This window comes from Rhizobium sp. NLR16a (assembly GCF_017948245.1).
GTDB lineage: Bacteria > Pseudomonadota > Alphaproteobacteria > Rhizobiales > Rhizobiaceae > Rhizobium.
The window spans coordinates 2096248-2109167 of record NZ_CP072865.1 but is presented as its reverse complement, the minus strand read 5'-3'; the positions used below and the strand labels follow the sequence as shown (position 1 = coordinate 2109167).

Annotated in this window: 10 protein-coding genes; 8 read left to right on the top strand and 2 right to left on the bottom strand. The window is 59.4% G+C overall.

Annotated elements, in window-relative coordinates; genetic code table 11:
* The first annotated feature begins 261 nt into the window (after positions 1-261).
* The 6 genes from J7U39_RS10300 (at position 262) to exoR (ending at position 8180) form a co-directional block, all read left to right on the top strand.
* The gene (locus tag J7U39_RS10300; RefSeq protein WP_210628139.1) at positions 262-927 is read left to right on the top strand and encodes a protein-L-isoaspartate O-methyltransferase; all 666 of its coding nucleotides are present in this window, start codon (positions 262-264) and stop codon (positions 925-927) included.
* 265 nt (positions 928-1192) lie between these two features.
* Positions 1193-2065: a DUF2497 domain-containing protein gene (locus J7U39_RS10295; RefSeq protein ID WP_210628138.1), complete on the top strand. Its 873-nt coding sequence runs from the start codon at positions 1193-1195 to the stop codon at positions 2063-2065.
* 117 nt (positions 2066-2182) lie between these two features.
* Complete coding sequence (locus J7U39_RS10290; protein WP_210628137.1) at positions 2183-5026, top strand: valine--tRNA ligase; 2844 nt, start codon at positions 2183-2185, stop codon at positions 5024-5026.
* Positions 5027-5424: 398 nt separating this feature from the next.
* Entirely contained in the window at positions 5425-6672 is a 1248-nt protein-coding gene (locus J7U39_RS10285) for an OmpP1/FadL family transporter (RefSeq protein WP_210628136.1), read from the top strand.
* A gap of 211 nt (positions 6673-6883) precedes the next feature.
* Positions 6884-7366, top strand: a complete 483-nt coding sequence (locus tag J7U39_RS10280) for a hypothetical protein (RefSeq protein WP_247241659.1) — start codon at positions 6884-6886, stop codon at positions 7364-7366.
* Positions 7367-7385: 19 nt separating this feature from the next.
* Positions 7386-8180, top strand: coding sequence for an exopolysaccharide production regulator ExoR (gene exoR / locus J7U39_RS10275; RefSeq protein ID WP_210628135.1), 795 nt, complete (start codon positions 7386-7388; stop codon positions 8178-8180).
* A gap of 85 nt (positions 8181-8265) precedes the next feature.
* Here the strand turns inward: exoR and xth are convergent, their stop codons facing one another.
* Positions 8266-9057: an exodeoxyribonuclease III gene (gene xth / locus J7U39_RS10270; RefSeq protein WP_210628134.1), complete on the bottom strand. Its 792-nt coding sequence runs from the start codon at positions 9055-9057 to the stop codon at positions 8266-8268.
* Between the two features lie 228 nt (positions 9058-9285).
* Positions 9286-9618, bottom strand: a complete 333-nt coding sequence (erpA, locus tag J7U39_RS10265) for an iron-sulfur cluster insertion protein ErpA (RefSeq protein ID WP_210628133.1) — start codon at positions 9616-9618, stop codon at positions 9286-9288.
* A 222-nt stretch (positions 9619-9840) separates the two neighbouring features.
* Between erpA and J7U39_RS10260 the strand changes: the two genes are divergently transcribed.
* On the top strand, positions 9841-11058 hold the full coding sequence (locus tag J7U39_RS10260; RefSeq protein ID WP_210628132.1) for a deoxyguanosinetriphosphate triphosphohydrolase: 1218 nt from the start codon (positions 9841-9843) through the stop codon (positions 11056-11058).
* A gap of 63 nt (positions 11059-11121) precedes the next feature.
* Positions 11122-12879: an arginine--tRNA ligase gene (argS, locus tag J7U39_RS10255; RefSeq protein WP_210628131.1), complete on the top strand. Its 1758-nt coding sequence runs from the start codon at positions 11122-11124 to the stop codon at positions 12877-12879.
* Positions 12880-12920: the final 41 nt, after the last annotated feature.

Sequence of the window (12920 nt, the reverse complement as noted above, 5' to 3'; positions counted from 1 at the left end):
CAGCAGAAGATACCGATGAGCGCTGCGAGGATGAAGAAATCGAACAGGGTCAAATATTCGAAAATCGCAGACATGGCCTGCTCCTCCTACTTCTATAAATCATAACATGACGCGGTTGGGCATTCCACGCAGGCGTTGCGCCTGTGGCGTGAAAGAGGCGCCTGGCGGATTCTTTTCGCCGACCGCTGCCAAGCCTTGAAAGCATCCGTGGCGGGGATTAAGAGACGAGGGACAGGAACCGCTTTTCAAGAGCGAGAGGACATGATGGATTTCGAAGCAGCGCGCGCAAAGATGGTCGACACCCAAATCCGCACCACGGATGTTACCTCGCATTCCGTGCTGACGGCATTTCTGACGGTGCCGCGCGAGGCTTTCGTGCCGGAGAAGTCAAAGCTGCTCGCCTATATCGACACTGACGTCGAAATATCAGCCGCCGCACCGGGCAAGCCGGCCCGTTTCCTGATGGAGGCCTCGCCGCTCGCCAAGCTGCTGCAGCTGGCCGCCATCGGCAAAGACGATTTCGTGCTCGAGGTCGGGTGCGGCACGGGATATACATCGGCGCTGTTGTCGATCATCGCCGGCTCGGTCATTGCCCTCGAATGCGACGAGGCACTGGCTACCGAAGCGAAGGCAAAGCTTGCCGGCTACGGCAAGGTCGAGGTTGTGACCGGCCCCCTCGAAAAGGGCTACGCCGCCGGCGCGCCCTATGATCTGATCTTCGTCAACGGCGCGGTCGAGGAGGTTCCGGCCGCTCTTCTCGGTCAGCTTCGCGATGGCGGGCGTCTGGTCACCGTCGAAGGCTATGGCAATGCCGCTCGTGCCAAGGTCTTCGTCGCCGAGCGCGGCGCCATTTCGGAGAACGTCTTCTTCAACGCTTCGGTCAAGCCGCTGCCGGGTTTCGCCAAGGCGCGCGAATTCGTTTTCTGACGCCGTTCTCCCTGTTGAATTCGAGCGACGGGCGCCATTGGCGCCCGTTTTTGTCAGTGCTGCGGAAAAGCCTTCACAAACATCGTTTATTCTGACGCTGCCATCTCCGAATATCGGCGGCAAGCATTCGGTAACAAAACTGTGCATGGCTGCATTCATTTGATTCTCGATGATTTTTTTCGCGTCTGGGGTATTCTAAGGTCGTGGTGATTCGGATGAACGCTCCACACCGTCCGATCGTTGTGTTGGGATAACGGGGATAGATATGGCTCAGCCAAGTGTAGCGCGTGAACCGTCCATGGAAGAAATTCTGGCCTCCATCCGCCAGATCATCGAAAGCAATGAACCCGGCGCCGGCAAGGCGATTTCAGCTTCCGTGCCGCCGGTTTACGGCGCCGACGACGACGAAAACGGCTCCGAAATCCATCTGACGGTGGATGACACCTATGCCGGCGTGGAGTTTCCCGAACCGGCCATGCGCTCGTCCGATCCACGTTTCGTCGCCGCCAATTCGGCCGGCACCGCCCCTGAGACCGAAGCCCCGGCCCGCGCGCTGTCGCTTGCCGATGTCGCAGCCCGCGTGCGCGCCGCCTCCGAGCGCAGCGCCGTGCAGGCCGGTCAAGCCTTGCGCGAAATTCCGAGCGGCTTCCGCCAGCCGGAGCCGCAGCCGGCCGTGATGCCGGAGCCCCCGCGCGCTGCAAGTCCGCAGCCGCAGCCGACACGGCCCGCTTTTGCCGCTGCCGCAGCACTCGTTTCCTCTGTTCCCGTCCAACAGCCGCCAGAACCGACGCATGCCGAAACACCGCGTGTCGCCGTCGCCGAGCAAGCCGCTGCTGCCGCCGAAACTGCGCCACCGGCTTTGGAGTCCGCTACTTCGTCGACCGAGCGTTTCCTCCCGAGCGTTGTCGACGAGACCCAGCCGTCACTGCTTTCGGAAGACGCCGGTCTGCAGATCAGCCGCTCCTTCGAGGAGCTTGCCGCGGCGATCGACGGCGCCGAGCGCCGCTCGCTGGACGAGATTGCCGAGGACATGCTGCGCCCGATGCTGCGTGAATGGCTTGATGACAATCTGCCAACTTTGGTCGAACGGCTGGTGCGCGAGGAAATCGAGCGCGTGGCGCGCGGCCCGCGCCGCTGATCGGATTGATTTTTCCTGGAAAAGCCGCTCCGGTCTCCGGGGCGGCTTTTTTATTGACTTGGTCGTGGCCATCCTATTTACAAACGCCCATCCTCGAACCTCGAAATTGGTCAGAAAATGCTCGACAAGACCTATGATTCCGCTGCCGTCGAACCGAAAATCGCCGCGAAATGGGATGAGGCGGATGCCTTCCGCGCCGGCGCGAACGCCAAACCGGGGGCCGAGACCTTCACCATCGTGATCCCGCCGCCGAATGTCACCGGCTCGCTCCATATGGGGCATGCGCTCAACAATACGCTGCAGGACATCATGGTGCGCTTCGAGCGCATGCGCGGCAAGGACGTGCTCTGGCAGCCGGGCATGGATCACGCCGGCATCGCCACCCAGATGGTCGTCGAACGCAAGCTGATGGAGCAGCAGCTGCCGGGCCGCCGCGAGATGGGCCGCGAGGCCTTCATCGACAAGATTTGGGAATGGAAGGCAGAATCGGGCGGCCTGATCTTCAACCAGCTGAAGCGCCTCGGCGCCTCCTGCGACTGGTCACGCGAGCGCTTCACCATGGACGAAGGCCTGTCGCAGGCCGTTCTCGAGGTTTTCGTTACGCTCTATAAGGAAGGCCTGATTTACAAGGACAAGCGCCTTGTCAATTGGGACCCAAAACTCCTGACGGCGATTTCCGACATGGAGGTCGAGCAACACGAGGTGAAGGGCCATCTCTGGCATCTGCGCTATCCGCTCGAGCCGGGTGTCACCTATCAATATCCGATCGCCTTCGACGAGGAAGGCAAGCCGACTGCGTTCGAGACGCGGGACTATATCGTCGTCGCCACGACGCGGCCGGAGACGATGCTCGGCGATACCGGCGTTGCCGTGAACCCCGAAGACGAGCGTTACAAGCCGATCATCGGCAAGCATGTCATCCTGCCGATCGTCGGCCGCAGGATACCGATCGTCGCCGATTCCTATGCTGATCCGACAGCCGGCACAGGCGCGGTGAAGATTACGCCGGCCCATGATTTCAACGACTTCGAAGTCGGCAAGCGCGCGAAGCTGCGTGCGATCAACGTCATGAATATCGATGGCACCATTGCCATCAAGGATAATGAGGATTTCCTTGAAGGTCTCGACAATCCCGCGGCACTGCATGGCGCCTGGGACCGTCTGGAAGGGCAGGACCGGTTCCATGCGCGCAAGGTGATCGTCGAGATCTTCGAAGAGGCCGGCCTTGTCGACAAGATCGAACCGCACAAGCATATGGTCCCGCATGGCGACCGCGGCGGCGTGCCGATCGAGCCGCGGCTGACGGAACAATGGTTTGTCGACAACAAGACATTGGGGCAGCCTGCCCTGGAGTCCGTTCGCGAGGGAAGAACCAGGTTTATTCCCAGGAACTGGGAAAACACTTATTTCAATTGGCTGGAGAACATCGAACCGTGGTGTATCTCTCGCCAGCTCTGGTGGGGCCATCAGATTCCCGCTTGGTACGGTCCTGACGGCCAAGTCTTCGTCGAAAAGACCGAGGAGGAGGCGCTGCAGGCGGCGATCCAGCATTACCTCTCGCATGAAGGGCCGATGAAGGCCTATGTCGAGGACCTGCTCGAAAACTTCAAGCCTGGCGAAATCCTGACGCGGGACGAGGACGTGCTCGACACCTGGTTCTCTTCTGCGCTCTGGCCTTTCTCGACACTCGGCTGGCCCGACGAGACGCCGGAACTTGCGCGTTACTACCCGACGAATGTCCTCGTCACCGGTTTCGATATCATCCCGTTCTGGGTCGTTCGCATGATGCAGATGGGCCTGCATTTCATGAAGGACGAGAATGGCGATCCCGTCGAACCTTTTCATACGATCTATATTCACGCACTGGTGCGCGATAAGAACGGGCAGAAGATGTCGAAGTCGAAGGGCAACGTCATCGACCCCCTGGAACTGATCGACGAATACGGTGCCGACGCACTGCGCTTCACCCTGGCGATCATGGCCGCACAGGGCCGCGATGTGAAGCTTGATCCGGCCCGCATCGCCGGCTACCGTAATTTCGGCACCAAGCTCTGGAACGCCACGCGTTTTGCCGAGATGAACGGCGCCAAGAGCGATCCGCATTTCGTGCCGGAGGCGGCCGAGCTTACCATCAACCGCTGGATCCTTACGGAGCTTGCCCGTACGGAACGTGACGTTACGGAAGCGCTTGAAGCCTTCCGCTTCAACGATGCGGCCGGCGCGCTCTACCGTTTCGTCTGGAACGAAGTCTGCGACTGGTATCTCGAGCTTCTGAAGCCGGTCTTCAATGGCGATGACGAGGGCGCCAAGGCCGAAGCCCAGGCCTGCAGCGCCTATATTCTCGAAGAGATCTACAAGCTTTTGCACCCCTTCATGCCCTTCATGACCGAAGAGCTTTGGGCGCATACCGCAGGCGAAGGCAAGGAACGCGACACGCTGGTCTGCCATGCCGAATGGCCGGCGCCGTCCTATGCGGATGACGCGGCTGCCGACGAGATCAATTGGCTGATCGACCTCGTCTCCGGCATCCGCTCCGTGCGCGCCGAAATGAACGTGCCGCCGTCGGCGACCGCCCCGCTGGTCGTCGTCAAGGCCAACAATCTCACGCGCGAAAGGCTGTTCCGCCACGACGCCGCCATCAAGCGGCTTGCCCGCGTGGAAGCGATATCACTATCCGACGATGCGCCGAAGGGCGCGGCCCAGATTGTCGTCGCCGAAGCCACCGTCTGCCTGCCGCTCGGCAATCTGATCGACCTTGCTGCCGAAAGGGCCCGCCTGGAAAAGGCGATTGCCAAGATGGATGGAGAAATCGCCCGCATCAATGGCAAGCTTTCCAACGAGAAGTTCGTCGCCAACGCCAATCCCGAGGTGGTCGAGGCCGAGCGCGAGCGTCTCGATGAGTTGAAGGGGCAGATCGCCAGCTTGAATACCGCGCTTTCCAGGGTCAGCGAAGCCGGATAAGTTTCATTGTCGATTTTGGTAAGTTATTTCAAAGACGCGCCTGCTTCGGGGCGCGTCTTTCGTCGTTTGGGGAACGCCTGATTCGGTCTTGAGCGGGGCTGATTTGAGGCGCTGAGCCTGTGGATTTTGGCTTTAGGGGTATCCCTTTGGTGAAAACTGTCACTGTTGTCGGATTGATACAGCTTCTGCACTGTTTGGAATGAAAACCCAAAAGACCGTCTCAAAATCGATGGCTCTAGAATAGAATTTTATTAACCAGATTTTTTGACGTGTCCGTCAATTTCTTTACGTAAGTTAGCCACTGCAATGCCTGGGAGCGCCGCCGTGGGGCGCGTTGCCATGTCGAGCGAACGCTTACTAAAGTGGCGTACATCAATTGCTGGAGTGGGGGAGACACAATGGCATCGCGTATGTTTTCCAAGGGCGTAACGTCGCTCGTTCTTCTTTCGTCGCTTGCCTCGCCGTCCTTTGCCGGCGGCCTGGAGCGCGGCGGCTATAACATCGATCAGCTGTTCGATACGTCGCCTTTCTCATTTCAGTCGGGCGTGACTTACGTCACGCCGCAGCGCAAGCTGAAGGATGTCCGAGACACGAATACGTCGATACTGACAGGGGGCGGCAATCTGAACAGCCGTCCAGACACGGCTGACGATACCTCAAATTACACCATCCCCTATATTGGTTTTAAGGCTGGTTTTGGCGATGCGGTCGACTGCCTCGTTGACTATTCGGAGCCCTTCGGCGCACACACCGACCCCGGCATGAATTGGGCCGGCGCCAACGATAACATTGAGACAGAGATCAAAACACGGAACTATGGCGGCACCTGCTCCTATCGTTTTGATGTCGGTCCTGGGCAGCTTCGCTTCATTGGCGGCGCTTTTTATCAGGAAGTCGAAGGCTTCAAGGAACGTCTGGTTTCAACGCTTCCGCTTCTGCTCGGGACTGGAACTGGCGTCGGTCGTCTGGATATCGACGATAGCGGTTGGGGCTGGCGCGCCGGTCTTGCTTACGAGATTCCGGAATATGCGATGCGCGCGAGCCTCGTCTATAACAGTCGCGTCAAGTACGATGACCTGTCCGGGACTGTTGATCTCCGTCAAGTTCCGGTTGTGCCGCTATATGGGGGCCTGGTCACACCAGTTTCCGGTTCCGCCGAAGCTCCGGATTCGCTGGAGCTGAAGCTGCAAAGCGGTATCGCTCCGGATTGGCTTGCATTCGGATCGGTTAAATGGACGAATTGGAGCGTCCTGCAGTCGGTAGCATTCTGCCCGACCAACGGCTTGCCTTGCCCCGCGGGTGGTCTAACCTCGCTCGACCTCCTTTATCGTGATGGTTGGACGATCTCCGGCGGTGTCGGCCACAAATTCAATGAACAATGGGCCGGTGCAGTCAGCCTGACATGGGACCGCGGCACCAGCCAGGGGTATGGCGCGCAGACAGACAGCTGGACGCTGGGGCTCGGTGCAGCCTACACACCGACCGAACATATCGAATGGCGCTTTGCCGGTGCCGTGGGCGTGTTGACGAGCGGTTCGTCTGGTGCTGTGACCCGGAATGGCGTCACATACGGAGATGATGTTTCCTACTCCTTCGATGACGATCTGGTCGCTGCACTGTCGACAAGCATAAAGATCAAGTTCTAAATTCCTGATTTGAAGAATTGAGAGCCCGGCACTGCCGGGCTTTTCTTTGTGCGCGGCCCGTTAATCATGTCATTTGCTGGTCTCGTTTTGTGACGATTCAGCAACAGTTTTTTACGATGAATGGCGTATGGTGGCGATGGGGCGAATTTGTCCATTTCCCGCCACAAAGAGAGCGCAGCGGTATTGCGGGCGAGGTGATGGCAGACTTACGGTGCGTGTAATCAGTAGCATGGGTCGATTTTTTTCCGGTAACACCAGATCGTACGGCGCAAGTGGCGACAGCCGCGTGATTGCGGCCGTTTCTCTTTCCGGGCAAGGCTATTGCGACCGTAAATTCGACCTCACGATCATGCCGTCGATCCATTCATTGCCGTCGTTATCTGTCCGTTCGCATAGTCAGGCGGGCTTAGCGGCAGATGTCGATACCGGTTTGGTCACATTTGCTATTTACGAATGCGATAAAGGCGGGAAGGCGGATGCCGCGCCCGCCGACGGGGTGCCAGGAAGATTACAGTCGGGCCATGCCGCGAGCCGGGTGGTCCTGAATGAGATGCTGAAAATTCGGCCTCTCGAAAGAGGCCAATGGGCTGGAAGCGACGCGGGCAAAGGGGCCATGGAGCTCGCCGCGGGATCGCTCGCCTCGAAGGAATACATCGGTGGTATGCCCGGCGTCAGCGCCGGCTGCGGGCGATGAGCGAAAGAAATCGGTTGAAATGGTAACGTCCGAGTTCAAATTGTTCAAAATCATGCTGATGGGCATGTGGGTGGCCATGGCGCTGTCCGGTCCGGTTCTCGCTTTCGACATCAAGAGCGACGTCAGCAAGGAATCCGGCCCTTTCGACCTCTTCAAGTTCGGCTTCAAGGCCTACAAAAACGGTCAGAAGGAGGAGGCGGTCGAGGCCTACAAATACGCCGCCGAAAAGGGCCATACCGGTTCGCGCTGGGCGCTCGCCAACATGTATGCCGACGGCGACGGCGTCACCCAGGACGATTTCGAAGCCTTCAAGATCTATAGTGAGATTGCCCAGCAGGGTGTCGAACCCGGCTCGGAAGACACGGGTTTCTTCGTCAACGCGCTTCTCTCGCTCGCCAACTACTACAAGCACGGTATTGCCGGCAGCCCGGTGAAGATCGATCTCACTCAGGCGCGCCAGCTCTATTTCCAGGTGGCCTCCACCTTCGGCGTTCCCGAGGCACAGTTCCAGCTGGCGCAGATGATGCTGGCCGGCGAGGGCGGTAGTGCCAGCCCGCAGCAGGCGAAAAAGTGGTTGAACCAGGCCCGTAAGAGTGGCCATCCCGGCGCCATGGCGGTTTTCGGAAACATCCTTTTCGACGAAGGCCAGACGGCCCGCGGTCTCGCGCTGATGACCGCCGCCCTCGACCGCTGCAAGCCGAAGGATTGCGGCTGGATGGAAGCGCTGCAGGAGCAGGCCTTCTCGGTTGCCAACGAGGCCGACCGTCGCACGGCTGTTTCGCTGTCGCACGCCATTTCGAGCGGTTCTGACTGAAACCTACCACTCAGCGCCACGCGGCATTCAGCCCGCGCATCCTCCACCGCGTCTCTGAAATGACGCTCTGCCAAGTGCTCGGATCTCAGGCCGCGAAATCGAAATAGGCGATCACCGGTACGTGGTCGGACGGCTTTTCCCACGCCCGCACATGTTTTTCGATAGTTGCCGACGTCATCCGGTCGGCTGCTTCGGGTGACAGCAGCAGATGGTCGATGCGGATGCCGTTGTTCTTCGGCCATGCACCCGCCTGATAGTCCCAGAAGGAATAGAGCCGCGTCGCATCCGTCGTCGCGCGCACCGCATCGGTCAAGCCGAGATTTTCAAGTCTGCGGAATGCCTGCCGCGTCTGCGGCAGGAACAGCGCATCGCTTTCCCAGACCCTGGGATCGAAGCAGTCGTGCGGTTCAGGAATGACGTTGTAATCGCCGGCAAGCACCAGCATCTCTTCATAGGCCAGCCGTTCGGCCGCAAAGCTCCTCAGGCGCTCCATCCAGGCGAGCTTGTAGGGGTATTTCTCGGTGTCGACGGGATTGCCGTTCGGGAGATAGATGCAGCAGACGCGCAGGATGCGCGTGTCGGGCAGCGTGAACACCGCTTCTAGGAAACGCGCCTGTTCGTCCAGCGGGTCGCCGGGCAGGCCGCGGTTGACCTCAAAAGGTGAAGTCTTGGAGAGGATCGCGACGCCGTTGAATCCCTTCTGGCCGTGCGTCTCGACATGATAGCCGAGCGCTTCGATCTCCAGCCGGGGGAAGCCTTCGTCGATCGTCTTGATCTCCTGCAGGCAGACGACATCGGGATCGGAATCCTTGAGCCATTGTGTGAGATTGTCGATGCGCGCCTTGACGCCGTTGATGTTCCAGGTCGCGATCTTCATGCTCTGTCCCGTTCGCTAGGGCATGTCGCGCAAAAGTGTGCGGCCGTTTTTGCGATTCACGACATGCGGAAAATCAAAGACCTAAAGCGTGGCAAGCGAGTCTGAAAGATCGCGACGCGCTTTAGTGCGCTCCTTTTATCGCGGTCTTTCGCCGCTGGACAAGCCAATAAACCGGCCGGAAGCAATTCCTCCGACCGTCGTTGGGGACAACGTTCTGCGCTCGGATATTCAGATCGAGAAGCTGGTGCCGCAGCCGCAACTTGCCACCGCGTTCGGGTTCTTGATCTGGAAGGATTGGCCAAGCAGATTGTCGACAAAGTCGATCTCGGAACCTGCCATATAGACGAGCGACAGGCTGTCGATCAGCACCTTCGCGTCGTCTTTTTCGACGACGATGTCGTCATCCTCAGCGCTGTCGGCAAGGTCAAACTTGTAGGAAAAGCCCGAACAGCCGCCGCCTTCAACGGAAACGCGCAGCGCGCTCTTGCCGGCCTCCGCACTGATGATGGCGGCGATACGCTTTGCCGCGGCATCCGAAAGAGTTACACTCGTATCCGTCATATTTCCTCCTGCCGGGGTCAAGATCCGGAGAGAATGGGTTTCGGCACTCAAATGTTCAAATGCCTGATATCAAAGGAACTTAGCATGATCTTCGCAAAAAGACCATGACGCGCCGAAGCGGTCGGGAGAGCGCCTCTTTGCCGTTTCCTCGGGCTATAGGTATGAAGAGGGCAAAGCGGCGTCAATGGGCAGATGCGGCAACAGGCAGAATGACGGTGAAGAATGACGATTGACAGGCGAGCTTTGGGTTTCGGCGGCAGCGAAAGGGCGGTCTATGCGGCAGACCCGTGGACGACGCGTGGGCGTCTCTATCCGGAAGACAGCAGCCCGACTCGCTCCGATTTCCAACGCGACCGCGACCGCATAGTCCATACCACCGCCTTCCGCCGGCTGAAGCACAAGACCCAGGTCTTCATCGCCCAGGACGGCGATCACTACCGCACCCGGCTGACGCATACGATCGAGGTGGCGCAGATTGCCCGTGCGCTTGCCCGCGCCCTGAAACTCGACGAGGATCTGTCCGAGGGCGTGGCGCTGGTGCACGATTTCGGCCACACGCCGTTCGGCCATACCGGCGAGGACGCGCTGCACGAGGTACTGCTGCTCTATGGTGGCTTTGACCACAATGCCCAATCGCTGCGCATCGTGACCAAGCTCGAGCGGCGGTATGCCGAATTCGACGGCATCAATCTGACATGGGAAAGTCTCGAAGGTCTCGTCAAGCATAATGGTCCAATGCTGACGCCAGATGGTGTGGGCACGCACGGCCCGGTTCCGCAGCCGATCCTCGATTATTGCGAACTGCACGATCTCGAACTGGGCACCTATGCCAGCCTCGAGGCCCAGGTTGCGGCGATCGCCGACGACATCGCCTATAACACCCATGATATCGACGACGGCCTGCGCTCCGGCTATCTGAGTTTCGACATGCTGGAGGAAATTCCCTTTCTCGCCGAGTTGATGGCCGAGGTGAGGGGGCGCTATCCGCATCTGGAACCGAGCCGTTTCACCCACGAGATCATGCGCCGCCAGATCACCCGCATGGTCGAGGACGTTATCGGCGTCGCGCAGGAGCGCCTTTCACTTCTTCGTCCTGAGAGTGCAGCCGACATCCGCGGCGCCGACCGGGTTATCGCCACCTTTTCCGAAGAGATGGCCGAAACCGACAGGCAGATCAAGGCGATGCTCTTCAAGCGCATCTACCGCAATCCCGATATCATGCGGATCCGTGCCGGTGCTGCCCAGATCGTCACGGATCTCTTTGCCGCCTACATGGCCAGTCCCAAGGAGATGCAGAGCCATTACTGGGTCGATCATATCGCCGGGCTCGCCGATGCGCCGAAGGCTCGCCATGTCGGCGACTACCTCGCCGGCATGACCGACACCTATGCGATCAGTGCCCACAGGCGATTGTTTGACCACACTCCGGATTTGCGATAGGCAGCGGTCGCCCGCCGAAGGCCGATTTGCGCCTTTGGCACAGCCTATGCATGGAAGAGTGCGATGAACCTTTTTACCGACTTCGAAGCCAGGATCAAAACCGCCCTTGAACAGATTGATCTGGTCAGGGAAAAGCGATCTGAGCTCGATTTCGGCCGCATCACAGTCGAACCGCCGCGCGATGCGAGTCATGGCGATGTTGCGACCAATGCCGCGATGGTGCTGGCAAAGCCGCTCGGCACCAATCCTCGCGCCCTTGCGGACGTCATAATCGCCAAGCTCAAGGAGGATGCCGACGTCGCCGATGTCTCGGTCGCAGGTCCGGGTTTCATCAACATCCGTCTCGCCGTCCGCTATTGGCAACGGCTGCTCGCCTCGATGATCGGCGCCGGCACCGACTATGGCCGCTCGACCCTAGGCCAAGGTCGCAAGGTCAACGTCGAATATGTCTCGGCCAATCCGACCGGCCCGATGCATGTCGGGCATTGCCGCGGCGCCGTGGTCGGCGATGCGCTCGCCAACCTGCTCGCCTTTGCCGGTTACGGCGTCGAGAAGGAATATTATATCAACGACGCCGGCTCGCAGATCGACGTGCTCGCCCGGTCGGTCTTTCTGCGTTATCGCGAAGCGCTGGGTGAACGGATCGGCGAAATCCCGTCGGGTCTCTATCCGGGTGACTATCTCGTGCCCGTCGGCCAGTCGCTTGCCGCCGATTACGGCGTCCGGTTGCACAATATGCCGGAGGAGCAGTGGATGCCGATCGTCAAGGATCGCACCATAGACGCGATGATGGTCATGATCCGCGAAGATCTGGCGGCGCTGAACGTCCATCACGACATCTTCTTTTCCGAGCGGACCCTGCATGCCAATGGAGCGGCGGCGATCCGCACGGCGATCAACGACCTGACCTTCAAGGGTTACGTCTACAAGGGCACGCTGCCGCCGCCGAAGGGCCAGCTTCCGGAAGACTGGGAAGATCGCGAGCAGACACTGTTCCGCTCGACCGAGGTGGGCGACGACATGGACCGGCCGCTGATCAAGTCGGACGGCGCCTACACCTATTTCGCCGCCGACGTCGCCTACTTCAAGAACAAGTTCGATCGTGGTTTCGACGAGATGATCTATGTGCTTGGCGCCGACCATGGCGGCTACGTCAAGCGCCTGGAAGCGGTTGCACGCGCCGTTTCGGAGGGCAAGGCGAAGCTGACGGTGCTGCTCTGCCAGCTCGTCAAGCTCTATCGCAATGGCGAGCCGGTGAAGATGTCGAAACGTTCGGGCGATTTCGTCACGCTTCGGGACGTCGTCGAGGAAGTCGGCCGTGATTCGGTCCGGTTCATGATGCTTTATCGCAAGAATTCCGAGCCGCTCGACTTCGATTTCGCCAAGGTGACGGAGCAGTCGAAGGATAATCCTGTTTTTTACGTGCAGTATGCGCATGCCCGCTGCATGTCGGTCTTCCGGCAGGCAAGAGAGGCTTTTCCCGGCCTCGATGCTTCGCCCGAGGATCTTGCGAAAGCCGTTGCTGGCGTTGGCGATCCGGCCGAATTGCAGCTCGTCGCCAAGCTTGCCGAATTCCCGCGTATCGTCGAGGCGGCCGCCCAGTCGCAGGAGCCGCATCGCATTGCATTTTACCTCTACGATCTCGCCAGTGCGTTCCACGCGCACTGGAATAAAGGTAAAGATCAGCCGGAATTACGATTTGTTAATGATAAAAACCGAGAATCAAGTATTGCCAGACTTGGGCTGGTGTACGCCGTCGCGTCGGTTTTAAAGTCGGGACTTGCTATTACAGGCACTGCCGCACCCGACGAAATGCGATAACGTCACCATTTACCCACAATGCGCTGGCATTTGAGCGTTGG